19 protein-coding genes and 2 pseudogenes are annotated in these 22454 nt (G+C 71.4%); 8 read left to right on the top strand and 13 right to left on the bottom strand.

Features of this window, described 5'->3' with window-relative positions; translation table 11 throughout:
* Nucleotides 1–152 precede the first annotated feature (152 nt).
* From ACFV18_RS07615 to ACFV18_RS07595, 5 genes and pseudogenes are all read right to left on the bottom strand, one after another.
* A pseudogene (locus tag ACFV18_RS07615) lies at nucleotides 153–281 on the bottom strand (molybdopterin molybdenumtransferase MoeA); the annotation flags it as partial.
* 121 nt (nucleotides 282–402) lie between these two features.
* The gene (locus tag ACFV18_RS07610; protein ID WP_380480301.1) at nucleotides 403–1596 is read right to left on the bottom strand and encodes a molybdopterin molybdotransferase MoeA; all 1194 of its coding nucleotides are present in this window, start codon (nucleotides 1594–1596) and stop codon (nucleotides 403–405) included.
* Nucleotides 1597–1616: 20 nt separating this feature from the next.
* Entirely contained in the window at nucleotides 1617–1883 is a 267-nt protein-coding gene (locus ACFV18_RS07605) for a DUF6457 domain-containing protein (RefSeq protein WP_380480299.1), read from the bottom strand.
* 777 nt (nucleotides 1884–2660) lie between these two features.
* Nucleotides 2661–3254 (bottom strand): annotated as a pseudogene (locus ACFV18_RS07600) (molybdenum cofactor guanylyltransferase); the annotation flags it as partial.
* A gap of 113 nt (nucleotides 3255–3367) precedes the next feature.
* Nucleotides 3368–4360: an MBL fold metallo-hydrolase gene (locus ACFV18_RS07595; protein ID WP_380480297.1), complete on the bottom strand. Its 993-nt coding sequence runs from the start codon at nucleotides 4358–4360 to the stop codon at nucleotides 3368–3370.
* A gap of 212 nt (nucleotides 4361–4572) precedes the next feature.
* Here ACFV18_RS07595 and manA point away from each other — a divergent pair, with 212 nt between their 5' ends.
* Complete coding sequence (manA, locus tag ACFV18_RS07590; RefSeq protein WP_380480416.1) at nucleotides 4573–5766, top strand: mannose-6-phosphate isomerase, class I; 1194 nt, start codon at nucleotides 4573–4575, stop codon at nucleotides 5764–5766.
* On the opposite strand, the gene ACFV18_RS07585 is transcribed toward manA, so the two are convergent.
* Nucleotides 5763–6374, bottom strand: a complete 612-nt coding sequence (locus ACFV18_RS07585; protein ID WP_380480295.1) for an HD domain-containing protein — start codon at nucleotides 6372–6374, stop codon at nucleotides 5763–5765. The genes manA and ACFV18_RS07585 overlap by 4 nt on opposite strands.
* 102 nt (nucleotides 6375–6476) lie before the next feature.
* Between ACFV18_RS07585 and ACFV18_RS07580 the strand changes: the two genes are divergently transcribed.
* Entirely contained in the window at nucleotides 6477–7688 is a 1212-nt protein-coding gene (locus tag ACFV18_RS07580) for a GNAT family N-acetyltransferase (RefSeq protein WP_380480293.1), read from the top strand.
* Nucleotides 7689–7710: 22 nt separating this feature from the next.
* On the opposite strand, the gene dnaB is transcribed toward ACFV18_RS07580, so the two are convergent.
* Entirely contained in the window at nucleotides 7711–9306 is a 1596-nt protein-coding gene (gene dnaB, locus ACFV18_RS07575) for a replicative DNA helicase (RefSeq protein WP_380480291.1), read from the bottom strand.
* A 464-nt stretch (nucleotides 9307–9770) separates the two neighbouring features.
* Between dnaB and ACFV18_RS07570 the strand changes: the two genes are divergently transcribed.
* The gene (locus tag ACFV18_RS07570; RefSeq protein WP_380480289.1) at nucleotides 9771–11117 is read left to right on the top strand and encodes an MATE family efflux transporter; all 1347 of its coding nucleotides are present in this window, start codon (nucleotides 9771–9773) and stop codon (nucleotides 11115–11117) included.
* 64 nt (nucleotides 11118–11181) lie between these two features.
* On the opposite strand, the gene rplI is transcribed toward ACFV18_RS07570, so the two are convergent.
* From rplI to rpsF, 4 genes are all read right to left on the bottom strand, one after another.
* On the bottom strand, nucleotides 11182–11628 hold the full coding sequence (gene rplI / locus ACFV18_RS07565; protein ID WP_035864395.1) for a 50S ribosomal protein L9: 447 nt from the start codon (nucleotides 11626–11628) through the stop codon (nucleotides 11182–11184).
* A 17-nt stretch (nucleotides 11629–11645) separates the two neighbouring features.
* Nucleotides 11646–11882 (bottom strand): 30S ribosomal protein S18, encoded by a 237-nt coding sequence (gene rpsR, locus ACFV18_RS07560; RefSeq protein WP_030457605.1) that lies wholly within the window; start codon nucleotides 11880–11882, stop codon nucleotides 11646–11648.
* Nucleotides 11883–11949: 67 nt separating this feature from the next.
* Nucleotides 11950–12543: a single-stranded DNA-binding protein gene (locus tag ACFV18_RS07555; RefSeq protein ID WP_380480287.1), complete on the bottom strand. Its 594-nt coding sequence runs from the start codon at nucleotides 12541–12543 to the stop codon at nucleotides 11950–11952.
* A 101-nt stretch (nucleotides 12544–12644) separates the two neighbouring features.
* On the bottom strand, nucleotides 12645–12935 hold the full coding sequence (rpsF, locus tag ACFV18_RS07550) for a 30S ribosomal protein S6 (protein WP_030270167.1): 291 nt from the start codon (nucleotides 12933–12935) through the stop codon (nucleotides 12645–12647).
* Between the two features lie 238 nt (nucleotides 12936–13173).
* On the opposite strand from rpsF, the gene ACFV18_RS07545 reads away from it, so the two are divergent.
* From ACFV18_RS07545 to ACFV18_RS07535, 3 genes are all read left to right on the top strand, one after another.
* Nucleotides 13174–13479 carry a hypothetical protein gene (locus tag ACFV18_RS07545; RefSeq protein ID WP_380480285.1) on the top strand — a complete coding sequence of 102 codons (306 nt, stop codon included), beginning with the start codon at nucleotides 13174–13176 and terminating at the stop codon, nucleotides 13477–13479.
* 190 nt (nucleotides 13480–13669) lie between these two features.
* Entirely contained in the window at nucleotides 13670–14788 is a 1119-nt protein-coding gene (locus ACFV18_RS07540) for a lipid II:glycine glycyltransferase FemX (protein WP_380480283.1), read from the top strand.
* A gap of 29 nt (nucleotides 14789–14817) precedes the next feature.
* Nucleotides 14818–15849, top strand: coding sequence for an alanine racemase (locus ACFV18_RS07535; protein WP_380480281.1), 1032 nt, complete (start codon nucleotides 14818–14820; stop codon nucleotides 15847–15849).
* A 63-nt stretch (nucleotides 15850–15912) separates the two neighbouring features.
* Here the strand turns inward: ACFV18_RS07535 and ACFV18_RS07530 are convergent, their stop codons facing one another.
* Both ACFV18_RS07530 and ACFV18_RS07525 read right to left on the bottom strand, forming a co-directional pair.
* Complete coding sequence (locus ACFV18_RS07530) at nucleotides 15913–17451, bottom strand: glycosyltransferase family 87 protein (RefSeq protein ID WP_380480279.1); 1539 nt, start codon at nucleotides 17449–17451, stop codon at nucleotides 15913–15915.
* Nucleotides 17452–17550: 99 nt separating this feature from the next.
* Nucleotides 17551–19938 carry a transglycosylase domain-containing protein gene (locus tag ACFV18_RS07525; RefSeq protein ID WP_380480278.1) on the bottom strand — a complete coding sequence of 796 codons (2388 nt, stop codon included), beginning with the start codon at nucleotides 19936–19938 and terminating at the stop codon, nucleotides 17551–17553.
* A gap of 515 nt (nucleotides 19939–20453) precedes the next feature.
* Between ACFV18_RS07525 and ACFV18_RS07520 the strand changes: the two genes are divergently transcribed.
* Nucleotides 20454–21116, top strand: coding sequence for a helix-turn-helix transcriptional regulator (locus ACFV18_RS07520; protein WP_380480276.1), 663 nt, complete (start codon nucleotides 20454–20456; stop codon nucleotides 21114–21116).
* 145 nt (nucleotides 21117–21261) lie between these two features.
* Nucleotides 21262–22344, top strand: coding sequence for an inositol-3-phosphate synthase (locus ACFV18_RS07515; protein ID WP_380480274.1), 1083 nt, complete (start codon nucleotides 21262–21264; stop codon nucleotides 22342–22344).
* Nucleotides 22345–22454 lie beyond the last annotated feature (110 nt).

The following is a 22454-nucleotide window of genomic DNA, read 5'->3' as shown; positions in this document are numbered from 1 at the left end:
CCGGGCCGTCGTGCGGCAGCGGGGCAAGCCCGGCCGGGGTTGAACCGGGTACCCGGCCCGGCGCCAGCATCCGAATCGCCCCGACAGCCCCTCCGGACAGACCCCGCCCCATCCTGACCACCGGTTCCACGTGAAACATCCGCCCCGCCGGGTCAAGGCAGCGGCAGCACCTCGGCACGCTCCCCCGCCGTCAGACCGCCGGGCGGCACCACGACCAACGCCTCCGCCAGAGCCAACCCGCGCAGCATCGCCGGGCCGTCGTGCGGCAGCGGGGCAAGCCCGGCCGGGGTTGAACCGGGTACCCGGCCCGGCGCCAGCATCCGAATCGCCCCGACAGCCCCTCCGGGCAGAACCCGCCCCATCCTGACCACCGGTTCCACGTGGAACATCCGCCCCGCCGGGTCAGGGCAGCGGCAGCACCTCGGCACGCTCCCCCGCCGTCAGACCGCCGGGCGGCACCACGACCAACGCCTCCGCCAGGGCCAGCCCGCGCAGCATCGCCGGGCCGTCATGCGGCAATGGCGCGAGCCCGGCCGGGGTGTGCCGAGCGGGGTGGAGCCGGGTGTCCGCCGGGTGTCCCGGCAGTCCGACGGCCAGCACTCCCGTCGCACCGGTTGCGGCCCGCCCGGAGAGCGCGTGCAGCAGCGGCAGCGCGAGCGAGACGGTGCCCGCGACAGCCGCCAGCGGGTTGCCCGGCAGACCCACCAGGTGCCGACCGCCCGGCAGCGCCGCCAGGAGCATCGGGTGCCCGGGCCGCACGGCCACCCCGTCCACCAGCAGGTGGCCGCCGGTGGCCTCCAGTGCGGCGTGCAGGAAATCCACCGGCCCGGCTGCGGTGCCGCCAGTGGTGAGCACCAGGTCGGCCGGCGAGTGCCGGATCGCGTCCCGCAGCAGCCCGAAGTCGTCCCGGACGTGACGGCTGCCGAGCAGTTCTGCCCCGGCGGTGGCCAGCCACGGCGGCAGCAGCGGGCCCAGCGCGTCCCGCACCCGGCCCGGCGCGGGCAGCCCCGCCGTCAGCAACTCGTCGCCCAGCACCAGCAGTTCGACGGTCGGACGGCGCCGCACGGCCAGCCCGTCATGCCCGGACGCCGCCGCCAGACCGAGCACCGCCGGAGTCACCGGCAGCCCGGCAGGCAGCAGCTCCTCGCCCCGCCCGCACTCCTGCCCGCGCGGCCTGACGTCCTGGCCGGGGCCAACCTCACCGCGCAACTGGACGGTGCCGTCCGGGAGTTCGACCGAGCGGCCGTGCTCACGGCGGAGCACCCCGGTGGCGCCGGACGGCAACTGTGCCCCGGTGGCGATCACCACCGCCGCACCGTCCGCCAGCGGGGCGCAGTCCTGGCCCGCCAGCACCCGACCTGACAGCCGCCACGGCCCCGGCCCGGCCACCGCCCAGCCGTCCATCGCCGAGGTGTCGAAGGGGGGCAGGTCGGTGAGCGCGGTCAGCGGCTCGGCGAGGGTCCGCCCGGCCGCAGCCGCCAGCGGCACCCGCTCCACCGGCAGCGGACGCCCCGCCGCCCACGCGGTACGCCGGGCCACCGGCCACGGGCAGCCGCGCAACGTGGCCGCACCCGAGGACAGCACTGACGCACCCACCGGATCCGCCGTCCCGCTGCTCACCGCTCGGCCGGACCGTCCGCCTCGGCAGCCCAGCGCTCGGCCAGCGCCGTCGCCTTGGCGGACGCCTCCGCCACCGCCGCCGCCCCGCCACCGTTCAACGCCGCCGCATACCCGACCAGGAACGCCGTCAACGGCGCCGCCGGACGCTCCACCCCGTGCGCCACCACCCGGGTCATGTCCAGCAGTCCCCGGACGTCCACCGCCAGGTCCAGCCCCAGTTCGGCAGCGGCCGCAGCCATCCACTCGTCCAATGTGCGCTCCATGACGCCCATGCTGCCCGATCCGCCCCGCCGCAGGCCGCCACCACCGGCACCGCCGCGCCCACTCCCGCCCAGCCCACGGACGACACACCGACCGCGATCCGCCCACCGATCCCCGGCGGGCAGCGACAGGCACACACGCCCACCGGCCGGGACAGGCCCAGACGCGCCGACAACCGAACCACGCACAGCACTCGCCGCAAGCCCACGCGCCACCCGCCGACACCTGAGCCCGGCCGGTCAGCGACCACCGCCCTCCCCACCCCGGAAGACCGCGCACCGATCCCGACCCAGCACCCCGCAGCGCCTGCCCACAACCCGCGCCGGGCCTCGGGCCGCGACGCGCCTGCCCGCAAACCCACGCTGCCGGGCCGCGTCCGCATCACAACCCGCGCTGGGCCCGGGCCGCGACGCGCCTGCCCGTAAACCCACGCCGCCGGGCCGCGTCCGCATCACAGAGCCCGGCACGCAACAGCGAACGCCCGTCCGTCGCCCCGCACCCGGCCCTCCAGCCCCCAGCCAACGCCCCCCGGCCGACGAACAGCACCCCTCCCGCCACCGACCACACGCCTTGCGGGGCCAGACCCAACACCCCGCAGCGCCTGCCCGGAACCCCCTGCCCGAGTCACAAGGCCCAGCTCGCACCCGGCTCGCCCCACCCGCAGCCCTCCTGCCCCGCCGCCCGCCGAAGCCACAGCGCCGAGACCTCCCGCTCGGTCGACGAACGGCGCGCCCCCGCCAAAAGCCCGCCCGCAGGCGACCTCAGCGTTCCCCCGCCGCCCGCAGTCGGGCCGCCGCCAGTTCCTGCGGGGTGTCGCAGTCGAAGGACGCGCCCGCCAGGTCGGGCACCCGAACCAGGCGCAGCCCCCCGGTCAGGGCGCGCAGTGGGCGGTCGGCCGGGTCGCCGAGCGACCTGAGCGTCTCGCGCAGCGCGGCGGTGCGGTACACGGCCGCCAGCGGCTGGTCACGGCCCTCGGCGTCCACCAGCAGAGCCCCGTCCGTGTCGCCGCCCACGTCGCCGCCCGTGTCGTCACCCACGTCACCGACCGCGGCCACCAGCCGGTTCACCGTCGCGGCGTCCAGGAACGGCAGGTCGGCCGCCAGCAGCAGCACCAGTGGCGCCGACACCTCCGGCAGTGCGGCAGCCACCGCCGCCAGCGGGCCCCCACCGGGCGGGTCCTCGCGCAGCCAGTGCACGCCAGGACGCGTGGTGGGCCGCTCCGGGCCGACCACCAGGACCCGGCGGGCCCCCGCACAGGCCGCCAGCACCCGGTCCAGCAGCGGGCGGCCACCGACCCTCAGGGCCGGCTTGTCCGCGCCGCCGAGCCGCCGGCCCGCCCCACCCGCCGCCACCACCGCGTCGTATTGCGTCATCCGGGCAGTATCACCGCCGTCACCGCTCCTCGTCCCGCCCGCCGCCGCTCCCCGTGACGCCCGCCGTCACCGCTCCTCGCCCCGCCCGCCGCCGCTCCCCGTGACGCCCGCCGTCACCGCTCCTCGTCCCGCCCGTCACCAGACGTCTCGTCCCGCTCGTCACCAGACGTCTCGTCGCTCTCCTCGACGATCTCCGCGTCGATGATCCCGTTCTCCTCCTGCGAGACCTCCGGCACCGCCGCATCGACCCGGCCCACGTTCGCGGCCGCGCCGAGCTCCAGGATGGCCGGCAGGGTCAGGCCGCCGTAGCGCTCGTTGACCGCGGTGGCCAGCGCCTCGGCGTCGTGCGGGTGGTCGGCCAGCGCCTCGTCGAAGTCGCGCAGGTACTCGGCGGTGAAGCCCAGCACCCGGTGCGCCGCGTCGTCCATGCCGGGGGCGCGGTGCCCGGAGATCACCCTGTCCACACCCAGGTCGGCGATCCGGCTCAGGTTGTGCGACCACTGGCCGCGCGCCGCCGGATCGGTGTCGGCGGTCCACACATGGGTGCCGTTGTAGACGAAGTCGCCCGCGATCACGGTACGGATGCTCGGCAGGTGGACCACCGTGGAGCCGGCGCAGTCGGCCTGGCCGAGCGGCAGCACCTGGATCAGCTGGCCGTCGATCATCAGCGGCTGCGGCAGCAGTGGGGCGGGCAGCAGCGGCTGGTCGGGAATGTCGTCGCCGTACACCGGCTTCCACTGCGTCACCTTCGCCGCCGCGGTCCGCCCGATCCCGTCCACCACCGACGGCGCGGCCAGCAGCCGCGTCCCCGGGAACAGCCGCAGCACCTCCTCGGCCCCGAAGTAGTGGTCCGGGTGCTGGTGGGTGACCACGATCGCCAGCAGTTGCCGGCCCTTGCCCGCGATCCACTCCGCGAGCTCCCGGCCCGCACTGCGGGTCAACTGGGCGTCCACCAGGATCGCCGTGTGCTCGCCCATGATCAGGCTGGACGTGGCGAAGAACGCGCTCTCCGGTCCGGTGAAGACCTCGACCTCCAGCGGACGGAAGGCCGGCGCGGCACCCGCCCCGCGGCCCTCGGCGCTCTCGTCGGGCGGTGACGCGGTCACGGCTGCTCCCCTGGTCGGTGTTCGGCGGCGGGCCCCGATCGGCCCCGGTTGACGTCCACCCTCTCCGGAACACCCCGCCAATGCCGGGTAGGCACGCCCAGCAGAGTGATCACTGGCACCATCGGGCCGCCGATCGCGTCGGATATTGTCGGTGGTCCTCGCGCACCGGCCACCGCAGCGCACGCATGTCCGCACGCATCTTGGAGTACTTGATGGACCGGCTCGACAACACCGTCCGCGACTACGCCTGGGGTTCGGCCACCGCCATCCCCGAGCTGCTCGGCCGACCCGCCACCGGCGAGCCGCAGGCCGAACTGTGGATGGGTGCCCACCCCGGCGCGCCCTCGGTGATCGACCGCGGCAACGGCCCGGTGCCGCTCGACCGGGTGATCGCCGCCGACCCGGCGGCCGAGCTGGGCGCCGCCGCCGTCGAGCAGTTCGGGCCCACGCTGCCGTTCCTGATGAAGGTGCTGGCCGCCGCCGTCCCGCTGTCCATCCAGGCCCACCCCACCCGCGCCGAGGCCCGGGCCGGCTACGCCGACGAGGAGCGGCGCGGCGTCCCCGCCGACGCACCGCACCGCAACTACAAGGACGACAACCACAAGCCCGAACTGATCTGCGCGCTCAGCGAGTTCGAGGGCCTGTGCGGCTTCCGGACGCCCACCGACGCGGCCGACCTGATGGCCTCCCTGGAGGTGCCCGGGCTGGAGCCGCTGATCGACCTGCTGCGTACCAAGCCGGAGGCCGAGGCGCTGTCCGGCGCACTCGCCGAGGCGCTCGCGCTGACCGGCGAGCAGGGCCGGGCCACCGTGGAGGCCGTGGCCCGCGCCGTCACCGCCGCCGCCCCGTCCGACCCGAGCGGTGCGATGGCCGGCTACGCCTTCGCCGCCGCCGAGCACCCCGGCGACCGCGGTCTGGTCGCCGCCCTGCTGCTCAATTACATCCGCCTGCAGCCCGGCGAGGCCCTCTACCTCGGCGCCGGCCTGCCGCACGCGTACCTGCGCGGCACCGGTGTGGAGATCATGGCCAACTCCGACAACGTGCTGCGCTGCGGGCTCACCCCGAAGCACGTGGACGTCCCCGAGCTGCTGAAGGTGGTGGGCTTCCACAGCGGCAGCCCGGAGATCCTGCGCCCCGAGCCCGGCACGGACGGCGAGCGGCTCTACCCGGTGCCGATCGACGAGTTCCGGCTCTCCCGCTACGACCTCGCCGAGCACCCCGCCGTGCTACCGGGCGACGCCCCGCAGATCCTGCTCTGCACCGCCGGAACGGTCGAACTCGCCTCCGAAACACAGACGTTGACGCTCCACCAGGGCGAGTCGGCGTTCCTGCCCGCCGACGGCGCCGAGACCGCACTGACCGGCCCCGGCGCGACCGTCTTCCGCAGCACCGTCACCCTCTCCTAGTCCGCCCGCTCCGCCGCGAAGAACGCCCGCTCCGCCGCAAAGAACGCCCGGTCCGCCGCGAAGAGCGCCTGGTACGCCAGGCGCTCCTCCGCGCCGTCGCCGATCGCGGTGAGCAGTTCGTCCAGCGCGAGGAACACCTCCCACCGCTCGCCGCCGCCGGCCCGGACCACGGCGCCGACCAGCAGGTCCTCCAGGTCCGGGACGCGCTTGTTCTTCCACACCTTGTCGGCCAGCGACACCAGCAGGTCCTCCACGCCGGAGTGCGGGCCCCAGCTCGCGTGGCCGGCCGCGAAGCGGGCCAGCTGCGGGGCGACTCCCGCCGCCAGCAGCAGCTCCCGGCCGGCCGCCTCGTGTGCCGATCCGGGCCCGGACAGCTCCGCGCGGTGCACGGCCTTCCCCACGTCGTGGGTGGCCGCGCCGAACAGCACCGCCGCCCGGTCGAACTCCAGCCCCGGCCAGAGCGCGGCCGACCCGTCCACCAGCCGCACCGCCACGTCGTGCACCAGCCGCAGGTGCGCCACCAGCCGCGGCGGAGCGGCCAACTCGGCCAGCAGCAGCGCCACTTCGTCCGGCAGCGGGCACAGCCGCAGATCGTCCTCGTCCGTCACGGCGGGCGAGGCTACCAGCCGCAAAATCGCTTGACCCGACGGCGGGCCGCCGTTGCACTGGGGCTGGCACCTGGCCGACGACTGTGGGGAGACAGCACCGCCATGGAGATTCGTTCCACCACCGAGAAGGACCTCGATGTCTTCATCGACACCGTGTTCGCCGCGTTCGGGAAGCACCCGACGCCGCCGGAGGAGGACGGCAGCGGAGTCTGGTGGTCGGCGCTCGAACTCGACCGCGGGCTGTTCGCCGTCACCGACCAGGGGCGTCCGATCGGCACCGCCTCCGCCTACTCCTTCGAGCTGACGCTGCCCGGTGGGGCGACCGTTCCGGTGGCCGGGATCAGCTGCGTGGGCGTGCTGCCCTCGCACCGGCGGCAGGGCGTGCTCACCGCGATGAAGCGCCATCAGCTGGCCGAGCTGCGCGAGCGCGGGGAGATCATGTCGGTGCTGCTGGCCTCCGAGGCGGTGATCTACCGCCGGTTCGGCTACGGCCCGGCCACCTACACCCGGCGGCTGACCGTCCCCCGGCACCAAGCCGCGCTCACCCCGCCCCGGGCCGGCGAGCAGCCGGCCGGCACGGTCGAACTGCTCCGGCTCAACGACTGCCGCGAGCTGGTGGAGCAGATCTACGACCGCTACCGTCGTACCCAGCCCGGCGCGATCTCCCGCCCGCCCCGCTGGTGGGCCCGGCAGGCCGGGCACCCCCCGATCGCTCCCACCCCGCGCTACATCGCCCTCCACCGGGACGCCGACGGCACCCCGGACGGGTACGCCAGCTACTCCCTCGACGACTCCGGCACCCTGCTGGTGGACGAGACCGTCACGCTCGACGACGCCGCGTTCACCGCACTGGCCCGCTACCTGCTCGGCCACGACCTGGTCACCGAGGTCGCCTTCCGGCACTTCCCGCCCGGGCACCCGCTGCAGTGGCAGCTGGCCGACTTCAACGCCGGCCAGCTCGGCAAGCACACCGACTGGCTCTGGGTGCGGCTGCTCGACATCCCGCGTGCCCTCACCGCGCGCACCTGGTCCGCGGACGGCGAGCTCGTCCTCGACGTCGCCGACCCGTTCCTCGGCGAGCACACCCGGCACCTGCTGACCGTCCGCGACGGCCGGGCCGAATGCACCCCCACCGACCGTGAGCCCGACCTGTCGCTGGACGTCAGCGACCTCGGCTCGATCTACCTCGGCGGCACCACCCCGAGCACCCTGGTCCGGGCCGGACACATCCGCGCCCACCACCCGGCCGCAGCCGCCCTCGCCGACGCCATGTTCCGCGCCGAACGCGAACCGCACTGCCTGCACTGGTTCTGACGGCACGCCACCTCACTGGCCGTCAGGTCACGTCGCGGGTCATGTCCACGAAGCGCGAGTAGTGACCCTGGAAGGCGACGGTGATGGTGGCGGTCGGACCATTACGGTGCTTCGCCACGATCAGGTCCGCCTCGCCGGCCCGCGGGGACTCCTTCTCGTAGGCGTCCTCGCGGTGCAGCAGGATGACCATGTCGGCGTCCTGCTCGATCGAGCCGGACTCGCGCAGGTCGGAGACCATCGGCTTCTTGTCGGTGCGCTGCTCCGGGCCACGGTTCAGCTGGGACAGCGCGATCACCGGGATCTCCAGCTCCTTCGCCAGCAGCTTCAGGTTTCGGGACATGTCCGAGACCTCCTGCTGCCGGCTCTCCGCCCGCCGCGAGCCGCCGGACTGCATCAGCTGCAGATAGTCGATGACCACCAGCCGCAGATCGTTGCGCTGCTTCAGCCGCCGGCACTTGGCCCGGATCTCCATCATCGACAGGTTCGGCGAGTCGTCGATGTACAACGGCGCCGCACTCACCTCGGGCATCCGCCGCGCCACCCGCGTCCAGTCGTCGTCCGTCATATTGCCGGACCGCATGTGGTGCAGGGCCACCCGTGCCTCCGCCGACAGCAGGCGCATGGCGATCTCGTTGCGGCCCATTTCGAGCGAGAAGATCACGCTCGGCAGGTTGTTGTGGATCGAGCAGGCGCGGGCGAAGTCCAGCGCGAGGGTGGACTTACCCATGGCCGGGCGGGCCGCGATGACGATCATCTGGCCGGGGTGGAGGCCGTTGGTGAGCTGGTCGAAGTCGGCGAAGCCGGTGGGGACGCCGGACATCTGGCCGGAGCGGGAGCCGATGGCCTCGATCTCGTCGAGGGCGCCCTCCATGATGTCGGCGAGCGGGGCGTAGTCCTCGTTGGTGCGCTGCTCGGTGACGGCGTAGATCTCGGCCTGGGCGGCATTGACGATGTCGTCGACGTCGCCCTCGGCGGCGTAGCCCATGCCGGCGATCCGGGTGCCGGCCTCGACCAGGCGGCGCAGGACGGCGCGCTCGTGGACGATCTCGGCGTAGTACTCGGCGTTGGCCGCGGTGGGGACGGAGTTGACCAGGGTGTGCAGGTAGGAGGCGCCGCCGACGCGGACCAGCTCGCCGCGCTTGGTGAGTTCGCCGGCCACGGTGATCGGGTCGGCGGGCTCGCCGCGGGCATAGAGGTCGAGGATCGCGCCGTGGATCAGCTCGTGGGCGGGCCGGTAGTAGTCGGCGGGCTTGAGCACCTCGACGACGTCGGCGATGGCGTCCTTGGAGAGCAGCATGCCGCCGAGCACGGACTGCTCGGCCGCCAGGTCCTGCGGGGGGACGCGTTCGAAGCCCTCGGCGCCGCCGAGGCCGCTCTCGCCGTCGCGGTCGCGCCGCTCGCCCTTGCCGGGGAAGCGGTCGCCCTTGCCGCCGCCGTCACGGCGCTGGAAGCCCCCGCCGGAGCCGTTGCCCCCCGCGTTGTTCGAGCGGCGGGCGGCGGGGAGGCGGTCGCCCGGGACGTCGGGGAAGGCGTCGAGCGGGAAGGCGTCGTCGGACGGCTGCCAGTCGTCCTCCGGGGGCGGAGGAACGTCGTGGTCGTCGTACTGGGGGCCGGTCACGCGTGTTCCCCGATCAGCGGTTGGTGCGAGTTGGTGCGGGCCTGTCCGGTGCCGGCGCTCGGTCTTTCTTACGCCACCGAGCCGACAGTTCCGGCTGTGTGCGGGGCGGTGTCGCGCGGCCACCGGGGTCTGGTCCGGAGCCACGGTACGGGGGGCCGGGCGGTTCCTCCAAGACGGTTATCCACAGGCCGTGTGGATAACTCTCCGCAGCCTGTGGAGAAACCCCGGAAAGCTGTGCACAACCCTGTGGACACCGCTGTGGATAACCACACGATCGCTCTGCTGTCAACTCGCTGACCTGCGATTACCTCTTCCACCGCCTGTGCATGAGAAATTCTTCACACAGCCGGGGACGAGACCGCCCAGCCGTTCGATCGGTCGTTCGATCCACCGTCCGTCCACAGGCTCGGTAAGAGACGAAAGCCACTAGCGGTCATTACCTGTGGATGAGTAGGGTGGACGGCATGCCAGCCACGCCCACCCGCCCCGCTGCCGCGGCCGAACACCGCCGCCACGACCGCGAGATCCTCGCCCTGGCCGTCCCGGCCTTCGGCGCGCTGGTCGCGGAACCGCTCTTCCTGATGGCCGACTCCGCGATCGTCGGCCACCTCGGCACCGCCCAGCTGGCCGGCCTGGGCATCGCCTCCGCCGCGCTCACCACCGCCGCCGGGATCTTCGTCTTCCTCGCCTACGCCACCACCGCCGCGGTCGCCCGCCGGATCGGCGCCGGAGACCGCCGGGCCGCCGTCCAGCAGGGCATCGACGGGATCTGGCTGGCCCTGATCCTCTCCGCCGGCCTGGTCGTGCTCACCCTGGCGCTCGCTCCGCAGGCCGCCCAGCTGCTCGGGGCCTCCCCCACCGCCACCCCGTACGCCGTCACCTACCTGCGGATCAGCGCCCTCGGCGTGCCCGCGATGCTGCTGGTGCTGGCCGCCACCGGCGTGCTGCGCGGGTTCCAGGACACCCGCACCCCGCTGCTGGTCGCGATCGGCGGGTTCGGCGCCAATCTGCTGCTCAACCTGGGCCTGGTGTACGGCGCCGGTCTCGGGGTGGCCGGCTCCGCCTGGGGCACCGTGATCGCGCAGAACGCGATGGCCGCGGTGTACGTGGCCGTGGTGGTCCGCGGCGCCCGCCGGGAGGGTGCCGGGCTGCGGCCCGACCTGGCCGGCATCAAGGCCTCCGCCCGGGCCGGCGGCCCGCTGATGGTGCGCACCCTGAGCCTGCGCGCCGCCCTGCTGCTGGCCACCGCGGTGGCCGCGTACCTCGGCAACACCGAGATCGCCGCCCACCAGATCACCATGACCATCTGGTCGTTCATGGCCTTCGCGCTGGACGCGGTGGCGATCGCCGGGCAGGCCATCATCGGCCGCTACCTGGGCGCCGGCGATCTGCCGGGCACCCGGGCGGCGACCCGCCGGATGATCGAGTGGGGTGTCGGCGCCGGGCTGGTGCTGGGCCTGCTGATGGTGCTGGCCCGGCCGCTGTACATCCCGCTGTTCACCGACGACCCGTCGGTGCGGGCGCAGCTGTCCACCGTGCTGCTGCTGGCGGCGCTGACCCAGCCGATCGGCGGCGTGGTCTTCGTGCTGGACGGTGTGCTGATGGGCGCCGGCGACGGCCGCTTCCTGGCCTGGGGGATGCTGGGCGCCCTGCTGCTGTTCGTCCCGGCCGCCCTCGCGGCACCCGCGCTGGGCCTGGGCCTGGCCGGGCTGTGGTGGGCGATGAACCTGTTCATGCTGGGCCGGGCCGCGGTCCTGTCCGGCCGGATACGCACCGGCCGCTGGATGGTGACCGGCGCCGTCCGGGCCTAGGCGCACGGCGAAGGGGCCGGACTCCGAGTGGAGTCCGGCCCCTTCGTCAGCTCTGCGGCCGAAATCAGGCGGCGACGACGGCGACGTCGAGGTTGGCCTGAACGTCCGAGTGCAGCTTGACCGAGACCTTGTGGGTGCCCACGGTCTTGATCGGCGAGGCGATCGCGACGGCGCGCTTGTCCACGGCCGGGCCGTTGGCGGCCTTGATGGCCTCCACGACGTCGGCCTGGGTCACCGAGCCGAACAGGCGGCCGGCGTCGCCGGAGCGAACGGCCAGCTTGACCTGCAGGCCCTCGAGCTTGGCCTTGACCTCGTTGGCGGCCTCGAGGGTCTGGATGGCGTGGATCTTCCGGGCGCGACGGATGGCGTCGACGTCCTTCTGACCGCCCTTGGTCCAGCGGATGGCGAAGCCACGCGGGACCAGGAAGTTGCGGGCGTAGCCGTCCTTGACCTCGACGACCTCGCCGGCGCTGCCGAGACCGGGGACCTCGTGAGTGAGGATGATCTTCATTCTTCGGTCACCCTCTCTTAGCGCGTGGTGGAGGTGTAGGGCAGCAGGGCCATCTCACGGCTGTTCTTCACGGCCGTGGCGACGTCACGCTGGTGCTGGGTGCAGTTGCCGGTGACCCGGCGGGCACGGATCTTGCCGCGGTCGGAAATGAACTTCCGCAGCAGGTTCGTGTCCTTGTAGTCCACGTAAGTGGCCTTGTCCTTGCAGAAGACGCAAACCTTCTTCTTGGGCTTGCGAGCAGGCGGCTTCGCCATTGTGTGCTCCGTTAAGTACGAGATCTGTCAGCGTTGCCGGACCCTCGACGGGTCCGGCCCGCACCGCTTAGAACGGGGGCTCTTCCGAGTAGCCGCCGCCGGAGTTGCCACCCCAGCCGCCGCCGCCCTGGTTGGACGAGGGAGCGCTGGACGCCCACGGGTCGTCGGACGGGCCCTGGTTGCCGCCGCCGGAGTTGCCACCCCAGCCGCCGCCACCCTGGTTGCCGCCGCCGTACCCGCCGCCGCCCTGCTGGCCGCCGCCACCGAAGCCACCGCCGCCGCCGGGACCGCCGGAGCGGTTGGCGCGGGTGACCTTGGCGGTCGCCGAGCGCAGGCTCGGGCCGACCTCATCGACCTCGACCTCGAAGACCGTCCGCTTCTCGCCTTCCTTGGTCTCGTAAGACCGCTGGCGCAGTCGGCCCTGCACGATGACGCGCATGCCGCGCTGCAGCGACTCGGCCACGTTCTCCGCCGGCTGACGCCAGACGTTGCACGTGAGGAAGAGGCTCTCGCCGTCCTTCCACTCGTTCGTCTGACGGTCGAAGGTGCGCGGGGTGGACGCGATGCGGAACTTGGCCACCGCGGCGCCCGACGGAGTGAAACGCAGCTCGGGGTCGTCGACGAGGTTGCCGACGAGGGTGATGACGGTCTCGCCTGCCATGTGGTGATGACCTCTCGGAAAGAAGTTCTGCGGTGCTCGTCAGCGGTGTTCCACGTGGAACACCGGACGCGAGCCCTCCGGCATCAATGCCGGAAGTGGGCTCAGTGGGTGTCCGGGCGCAGGACCTTGGTCCGCAGAACCGACTCGCTCAGGCTGAGCTGGCGGTCGAGCTCCTTGACGACCTCGGGCGTGGCCTTGAGGTCGATGACCGAGTAGATGCCCTCGGACTGCTTGTTGATCTCGTACGCCAGGCGACGACGGCCCCAGGTGTCGATCTTCTCAACCTTGCCGCCGCCGGTGCGGACGACGTTGAGGAAGTTCTCGATCAGGGGGGAGACAGCGCGCTCCTCGACCGACGGGTCGAGGATGACCATCACCTCGTAGTGACGCATGTGTAACCCACCTCCTTTGGACTCAACGGCCACGGTCTCTCCGTGGCAGGAGGGTTGTGCGCGTCGGCACCGGTGGGCCAGGGCATGCGGACACGCCCCTACACCAGTGCAGAGGGGCCAGCCTACCGGGTGAGCCGACCGACGGACAAAACACCGGGATCCCGGGGTTGTCATTTCGACCATACCGGTATCAATCTGGACAGAACGAACGTTCCCTCCACCACGGGAGGTGGGTCCTATGGCGCAGAACGTCCACCGGCCGCAGTTCACCCTGAACACCGACGGGAACCCGCATCCGCGGGAGAACATCCTGGTGGGGGTGACGCTGCTGCTCGGCGCGGTCGCCTTCGTCACCTCGTTCTTCTACAACCTGCACCTGCTCAGTTCGTGGGCCGGACTGGCCGGGATCGTCACCGGAATGATCGGCCTGTTCGTGTCCGTCACCACCGCCGAGCGCTTCGTGGTGGTGATCGGCACCGGAGCCGCCGCGTTCGGCCTGTTCCTCGGCGTGGCGCACGGCGGACTCTTCGGGGGCGTGTGGTGACGCCCGTGCGCGGCGGCACCGGGTGAACCTGGCAGAGATCGCGCAACCTCCCCCGCCCTCCCCGCGTAGTACCTGTGCCAAGCAGGTGCGAACGGGGGGGCGCAACCATGTCGGACCACTTCCCACCCGAATCGGACCATTCGGGCGATAGGGTCACCTTTGGAAAGCCTGACGAGGAGGAGCACGGAGCATGAGCCTGCGTCTGCGGACGATCACGCGTGAGGAACACCTGGCCTTTGTGCAGAGCAGGCCCTCTGTCAGCCACATGCAGGTGCCCTCCTGGGCGGACGTCAAGGCGGAGTGGCGCGCCGAGAGCCTCGGCTGGTTCGACGCGGCCGGCGAGCTGGTCGGCGCCGGCCTGGTGCTCTACCGCCAGCTGCCCAAGGTGAAGCGGTACCTGGCGTACCTGCCCGAGGGCCCGGTCATCGACTGGTTCGACCCGGACCTGGACCGCTGGCTGAAGCCGATGCTGGCGCACCTGAAGTCGCAGGGCGCGTTCTCGGTGAAGATGGGCCCTCCGGTGGTGGTCCGCCGCTGGGAGGCCGCCACCCTCAAGGAGGCGATCGCCTCCAAGGAGGCCAAGCGGCTGCGCGACGTCGAACCGGACTGGTCCGAGCCGCGCGCCCTGGAGACCGCCGAACGCCTGCGCCGCTCCGGCTGGCTGCAGGGCGAGGACGGCGGCGCCGGCTTCGGCGACGTCCAGCCCCGCTACGTCTTCCAGGTGCCGCTGGCCAACCGCTCGCTGGACGACGTCCAGCGCGGCTTCAACCAGCTGTGGCGGCGCAACATCAAGAAGGCCGAGAAGACCGGCGTCGAGGTGGTCCAGGGCAGCTACGAGGACCTCGCGGTCTTCCACAAGCTGTACGTGATCACCGCCGAACGCGACCACTTCACCCCCCGCCCGCTGTCCTACTTCCAGCGGATGTGGAAGGCGCTCACCGCCGAGGACCCCAACCGGATGCGGCTCTACATCGCCTACCACGAGGGCGAGGCGCTGGCCGCCACCACCATGCTCACCGTCGGCGAGCACGTCTGGTACTCCTACGGCGCCTCCGCCAACCACAAGCGCGAGGTGAAGCCGTCCAACGCCATCCAGTGGCGGATGATCCGCGACTCCTACGCGCTCGGCGCGAGCGTCTACGACCTGCGCGGCATCAGCGACACCCTGGACGAGGACGATCACCTGTTCGGACTGATCCAGTTCAAGGTCGGCACCGGCGGACAGGCCGCGGAGTACCTCGGCGAATGGGACTACCCGCTCAACAAGCTGCTGCACAAGGCACTCGACCTCTACATGTCGCGCCGCTGAGCACACATGACCTTTACGGGGAGAACGCGATGACCTTGACGATGTACGTGGACGGCAGCCGCTGGCGGGCGCACCAGCGCGGGCTGCTGGCCGAGTTCCCCGGGCTGGTCCCGGTCGCCAAGGGCAACGGCTACGGCTTCGGCAACCGGCGGCTCGCCGAGGAGGCCGCCCGGCTGGGCAGCCCCCTGCTGGCCGTCGGCACCGCGGACGAGGCGGCGGAGATGGCCGACGCCTTCCCCGGTGACCTGCTGGTGCTCACCCCGTACCGGGTCGGCGAGCCCGAGGTCGAACTGCCCGCCGGCCGGGTGGTGCGGACCGTCGCGCACGCCGAAGCGCTGGCCGCCCTGCCCGCCGGCACCCGCGTGGTGGTGGAGGGCATGACCAGCATGCGGCGGCACGGCATCCCGGTCGGCGACCTCGCCGAACTGCCGGTCGGCCACCTGAAGCTGGAGGGCTTCGCACTGCACCTCCCGCTGGACCGGCCGGACGGCTCCGACCCGGTGGACGAGGTCGCCGACTGGGTCCGGGCGATCGGTGCGGCCGGGCTCCCCGACCGCACCGTCTACCTCAGCCACCTGGCCGCCAAGGACGTGCGGCGGCTGGCCGAACGCCACCCCGGCACCGAGTTCCGCTCCCGGATCGGCACCCGGCTGTGGCTCGGCGACGTACAGGCGATGTCCTCCCGGGCCACCGTCCTGGACGTCACCCCGATCGGCCGCGGCGAGCGCTACGGCTACCGGCAGCACAAGGCCCCGTCCGACGGCCACCTGCTGGTGGTCACCGGCGGCACCGCGCACGGCGTCGGCCTGGAGGCCCCCAAGTACGTGCACGGGATACTGCCCCGCGCCAAGGGCCTGGCCCGGGCCGGTCTGGCCACCTTGAACCGGACGCTCTCCCCGTACACCTGGCAGGGCAAGCAGCTGTGGTTCGCCGAGCCGCCGCACATGCAGGTGTCGATCCTGTTCCTGCCCGGCGAACTCAAGCCCCCGGCGGTGGGCGACGAGCTGCCGCTGACGATCCGCCACACCACCACCCACTTCGACCGGGTGGTCGAACGCTGAGGCCCCTGGAACGCCGGAAGCCCGCTCGCCGTGAAGGCGGGCGGGCTTCCGGCGTTCGCCGGGCTACCTCGGGTCGGGCTCGGCCTTGACCAGCCAGTCGACCTCGCCCTGCGGGGCGTAGTCGGAGTAGCTCTCCTCCTCGCGCAGGCCGCGGGCACTGCCGAGCACGAACCGGTCCGGGGCGCCGTCCAGCACACCGCCCGACGGGTCGTCGCTTCCGTCCCAGCGCACCGGGTCGCGGTCCGGGTGGAGGATGTCGCGGACCACCAGGTAGCAGATGTACAGGGTGCCGATCAGGTGCAGGGCGATCGTGAAGTGGTACCACTGCAGGTCGATGCCATGGTGCTTGGCGTCACCGTTGTACGCCAGGTACGACCAGATGCCGAGGAAGTACAGCACCTCGCAGGCCTGCCAGATCAGGAAGTCCCGCCAGCGCGGCCGGGCCAGCACGGCCAGCGGGGTCAGCCAGAGCACGTACTGCGGCGAGTACACCTTGTTGGTCAGCACGAACGCGGCGACCACCAGGAAGGCCAGCTGGGCGAAGCGCGGACGGCGCGGGGCGCTGATCGCCAACCAGCCGATCGCCAGGCAGCTGAGCACCAGCAGGACCGCGATCCAGGTGTTCAGGGTCTCCAGGTGCTGCCCGTCCCGGACGGCCTGCATCAGGATCAGCCAGAACGAGCCGTAGTCCTCGGCACGGACCTGACTGAAGGTGTAGAAGGTCGCCCAGCCCTTCCAGTTGGCCAGCATGATCGGCAGGTTGACGATCAGCCAGGAGCCGGCCGCACCACCGAACGCCAACCCGAAGTCCCGCCACTTGCCGGTCCGCAGGCACAGCACCAGCAGCGGCCCGAGCAGCAGCACCGGGTAGAGCTTGGCGGCCGTGGCCAGGCCGATGAACACACCCGCCAGCACCGGCCGGGCCCCTGCCCAGTACGCCATCGCCACGGCGGCCAGCGCCACCGCGAGCAGGTCCCAGTTGATGGTGGAGTCCAGCGCCAGGGCCGGGGCGAGGGCGAACAGCAGCGCGTCCCACGGGCGACGGCGGTGGGTGCGGGAGACCGCGACCACGGCGATCACCGCGCAGATCATCAGCATTCCGGCGTTGACCAGCCAGAACCACTGCTCGCGGCTCATCATGTCGCCGTTGTGGGTGGTCAGCCAGGCCGCGACCTGGATGAACAGACCGGTCAGCACCGGGTACTCCAGGTACTGCATGTCCGCCGAGGGCTGCGGGATCGGGTCCAGGTACGGACGGCTCCCCTCGGCGAAGCCGCGGGCCGAGAACAGGTGCGGGATGTCGCTGTAACAGGCGTGCGTGTACTGGCTGGTGGCGCCGAAGAACCAGCCGTCCTGGAAGCAGGACGCCTTCTGGAACAGGCCCAGCACGAAGACCACGATCGCGGCCACGGCCAGGAACTTGGCCGGCGTCCACCAGGACACCCCGAGCAGCGCCCGGCGTCCGGGCGGACCACCCAGCAACTCGCTGCCGGCCTCCGCCACCGGGTCCTCGTCCGCGGGCACCACCACGGTGTTCGGCAGCGGCCCCTCGGCCGGAGCCGGTCCGGGCGCTGAGGTCTCGTCGCGCAGGCTGGACGTCATGGCGGACATACTGCCGCACCCTCGCCCGCAACCGAAGAGGGGCACGGGATCGCCGTTCGCGATCCGGTGCCCCTCTGTCCGGGTATCGGGTGCTGCGCCCTACTGGCCCATCATTCCCAGCAGGTTGCCCGCGCCTCCGCCGCCGCCGGGCGGCGCACTCGGGCTGCCGCTGGCGCTCTCGCTCGGGCTCTTGCTCGGCCGGCCCGGGCTCTTGCTCGGCCCGCAGTTGTTGCCCTGGCAGGTCGAGCTGTTGCTCGGCGACGGCGTCAGCGACCCGTCCGGCGACTTCGACGTGGTCGGCTCGGCCGGCGCGCTCGACTGCTCGGCAGGTGCGGAGGCCGAGGTCGAACTCCCGGCCGACGGGCTGACCGGGGCACCCGAGGAGTCGACCTCCTGGCCCCACGGCGCCGGGTTCGGGAAGTCCTGCACCGGCTTGTCCTTCAGCACGATCTTCATGTAGCGGGTGAAGATCTCGGTCGGGAAGTCACCACCGTGCACGGACTCGTGGCCCGCGGTGCCGTTCAGCGAGAGCAGCTTGGGGTTGCCGGCCTCCTCGCGCCACATGCCGATCGCGGTGGACAGCTCCGGGGTGTATCCCGCCCACCAGGCCGAGGTACCGGCGTCGGTGGTACCGGTCTTGCCGGCCACCGGCCGTCCGAGCGCGTTGGTCTTGGTACCGGTGCCGTTCTTGGCCACGTTCTCCAGCACGTCGGTGATGTTGTCGGCGACCGCCTGCTCCAGCACCTTCTTGGGCTGGGGCTTGCCGAAGGCCGGATTCTCGACGTTGTTGTAGAGCAGCTTCGACACCGAGTAGGGGTCGGTCTGCTGACCGCGGGCCGCGAACACCGAGTAGGCCGAGGCCATCCGGATCGAGCTCGGGTGCGAGGTGCCCAGCGGGAAGGTGATGGTCGAGGACGGCTCCAGGCTGCCGGGCAGGATCCCCAGCTCCTTGACCATCTTCTCCACGTTCGCGCCACCCACGTCCTGTCCGAGCTGCACGAACGGCACGTTGTACGACGACTGCATGGCCCTCTTCAGCGTGACGTAGCCGGGCTTGCTCGGGCTGTCGTTGCGCTGCTTGTAGGGCTTGCCGTCGTCGCCCATCAGCGGCTTGCCGTCCCGGTAGATCGGCGAGAGGTTGTCCGCCAGGTACAGCGAGTCCTGGTTGAGCTGGGTCGGGCCGTTCTTGGTCTGCACGCCGTACTGCATCGCGGCGGCCAGCACGAACGGCTTGAAGGTCGAGCCGACCGGGACCTTGGAGTCCGCGTTGTTGCTGTAGTGGCCGTTCTCGATGCCGTCGCCGCCGTAGAGCGCCACGATCGCACCGTCGTTGGGCCGCACCGAGGCGGCGCCGACCTGGACGAACTTGTCCGCCTCGCGCCTGTTGGGCTCCAGGGACTCGGACTTGACCTGGTCCACGGCCGTCTTCAGAGCGTCCACCTTGTCCTTCTCGAAGGTGGTGTAGATCTGGTAGCCGCCACGGGCCAGCTTGGCCCCGTCGATGGTCTTGTCCTTGGCCGTGATGAAGTTGTTGACGGTCTCCACCAGGTAGTAGATCTCGCCGTTCATGTTGGCCGGGGCCTTGACCTCGATCGGCTCGGGGAACTTCGGCCCGCACTTGGCGCGCTCCTCGGCCGTGATCGCCTTGGTGGCCTGCATCCGGTCCAGGACGTAGTTCCAGCGCTCCTGCATGCGGTCGCGGTTGCCCTGGTTCAGGGTCGGGTCGTACAACGCCGCCCCCTTCAACAGGCCCGCCAGCATGGCACCCTGACAGATGTCCACCTTGCTGGCGTCCACCCCGTAGTAGGCCTGCGAGGCGGCCTGGATGCCGGTCGCGCCACGGCCGTACCAGCTGGTGTTCAGGTAGCCGGTGAGGATCCCGTCCTTGTCGTCCGCGATCTTCAACGCGATGACGAATTCCTTGGCCTTGCGGCTGAGCGTCTGCTCCTGCGACAGGTAGACGTTCTTCACGTACTGCTGCGTGATGGTCGAACCGCCCTGGGTCTCACCGCCGGTCGCCATCTTGTAGACGGCGCGGGCGATGCCCTTGGGGTCGATGCCGCTGTCGGTACGGAAGGTCTCGTTCTCGGCCGCGATCGCCGCGTCCTGGGCCGGGCGGCTGATCTCCGAGAGCTCCGCCCACTGCTTGTTGGTGTCGCCCTTGCGGACCATCTCGTCGCCGTTGGCCCAGTAGTAGATGTTGTTCTGGAGCTTGATGGAGTCCTTCGCGTTCGGCACCGGGATCACGGCGAACGCCACGCCTATCGCGGCCACACCGCCGCCGAAGAAGATCAGGAACAGGCTCAGCACCTGCTTCCAGGACGGCATCCACCGCTTGAAGCCGGACTTGCCGAAGCGCGGGTAGTCGATCAGCCGCTTCTTGCCCGGCTTGCCGTTGCGACCGGCGTTCCGGCCGTTCGGCGGGCCTTCCGAACCGCCGCCACCGCTGCCCTTGCGGCCCTGCTTGCGCATCTCCGCCCGGGTCATCCGGGGCTGCTGGGCCGTCTCCCGTACCGGGCGGCGGCCACCGGGGCCGGCCCCCGGACCGGGACGGCCGGGACCGGACGCCGGCCCGCCCTGCTCGTGCGCGTAATCGGGTGCGCCCTCGACCGGGCTGCCGTAGGCATACGGACGCCCGGCGGACGCCCGCCTGGAGGGCGGCTCTTCGCCCCCGGGGTTGGCCGACCTACGCCGGTGTTCGCTCATCTCTCCGCAGCCTCTCGGTCAGGGTGCACCAGGCGACAGAGTACGGGTCCCCGAAAGGTCTCCAATCGGGCATTGGAAGCCAACCAGGACGAACCGGCCGCGATTCATTACATGCCCGTTGCCCAGAGGCCTTGTGATCGCGGTTACGCGTGCCCCCCTTGCTCCTTTCGTGACCCAGGGTTACTGTTGCCGATATATCGAGCCGATACATCGGCGCGACACATCGGTCCGGCATACCTTGCGGGCCGGCCCGGCATCCGAAGAGCAGGACCCCGCGACGGAAGGAGGAAGGCGGTATGAGCCGACGCTCCGGCGTCCTCGAATTCGCCGTCCTCGGCCTGCTCCACGACGCCCCGATGCACGGCTACGAACTGCGCAAGCGGCTCAACGTCCTGCTGGGCTCGTTCCGGGCCTTCTCCTACGGAACGCTCTACCCCTGCCTGAAGAGCCTGGTCGCCCAGGGTTTTCTGGTCGAGGACAACCCGGACGTCGAGTACGTCCCGGCCACCGCGCTCAACGGCAAGCGGTCGAAGATCGTCTACCGGCTCTCCGCCGAGGGCAAGCAGCGCTTCGAGGAGCTGCTCGCCGAGTCCGGGCCGGACGCCTGGGAGGACGAGCACTTCGGCGTGCGCTTCGCCTTCTTCGGCCAGACCGACCGGGCGGTCCGGATGCGCGTGCTGGAAGGCCGCCGCAGCCGGCTGGAGGAACGGCTGGAGCGGATGCGCAGCTCGATCGCGCGCACCCGCGAACGCTTCGACGACTACACCCTCGAACTCCAGCGCCACGGCCTGGAGTCCGTGGAACGCGAGGTCCGCTGGCTCAACGAGCTGATCGAGACCGAGCGGGCCACCAGAAACGGACGCAACTCCGCGTCCCCGCAAACTTCGGACGGCCGTGGCCCGGCCGCCGGGTCCTCGGACCCGCCCGGGCCACCGTACGACCGCCCGGGGCGCTCCTGACCGGAGCGCTGTGCAACACCGCGCCGGCCTTGCCGCCCGCGGCGAGGCGTGGGCGCCCCGCGCGCCCGTCAGACAGTCAGAACAGATGTGGAACGAGGTGCCGCCACACCACGGCGACCCTCATGAGATTCAGGGAGCAACCGGAATGGGTTCGGTTCGCGTAGCCATCGTCGGCGTGGGCAACTGCGCCGCCTCGCTGGTGCAGGGTGTCGAGTACTACAAGGACGCCGACCCGGCCGGTAAGGTCCCCGGCCTGATGCACGTCCAGTTCGGCGACTACCACGTGAAGGACGTCGACTTCGTCGCCGCCTTCGACGTGGACGCCAAGAAGGTCGGCTTCGACCTGGCCGACGCCATCGGCAACAGCGAGAACAACACCATCAAGATCTGCGACGTGCCGCCGACCGGCGTCACCGTCCAGCGTGGCCACACCCTCGACGGCCTGGGCAAGTACTACCGCGAGACCATCGAGGAGTCCGACGAGGCTCCGGTCGACGTCGTCCAGGTCCTCAAGGACCGCCAGGTCGACGTCCTGGTCTGCTACCTGCCGGTGGGCTCCGAGAACGCCGCCAAGTTCTACGCCCAGTGCGCCATCGACGCCAAGGTCGCCTTCGTGAACGCCCTCCCGGTGTTCATCGCCGGCACCAAGGAGTGGGCCGACAAGTTCACCGAGGCCGGTGTCCCGATCGTCGGCGACGACATCAAGTCCCAGGTCGGCGCGACCATCACGCACCGCGTGATGGCGAAGCTGTTCGAGGACCGCGGTGTCATCCTCGAGCGCACCATGCAGCTGAACGTCGGCGGCAACATGGACTTCAAGAACATGCTCGAGCGCGAGCGCCTGGAGTCCAAGAAGATCTCCAAGACCCAGGCCGTCACCTCGCAGATCCGCGACCGTGAGCTGGGCGCCAAGAACGTCCACATCGGCCCGTCCGACTACGTCGCGTGGCTCGACGACCGCAAGTGGGCGTACGTCCGCCTCGAGGGCCGCGCGTTCGGCGACGTCCCGCTGAACCTGGAGTACAAGCTCGAGGTCTGGGACTCCCCGAACTCGGCCGGTGTCATCATCGACGCCGTGCGCGCCGCGAAGATCGCCAAGGACCGCGGCATCGGCGGCCCGATCCTCTCCGCGTCCTCCTACTTCATGAAGTCCCCGCCGGTTCAGTACTTCGACGACGAGGCCAAGGAGAACGTCGAGAAGTTCATCCGCGGCGAGGTCGAGCGCTGAGCGCCAGCGAAGCCTGCTCGCTGTGAAGGGTGAGCGCTGAGCGCTGAGCTTTCAGCATTGACGTTTCGTCAAGCCTGAGCGGAGGGCCGTCCCGTGTTTCGCGGGGCGGC

The sequence above is a fragment of the Kitasatospora sp. NPDC059673 genome (assembly GCF_042734215.1).
Lineage (GTDB): Bacteria > Actinomycetota > Actinomycetes > Streptomycetales > Streptomycetaceae > Kitasatospora.
Note: the sequence above shows the minus strand (reverse complement) of the source record. Positions and strands in the feature narration are given on the sequence as shown.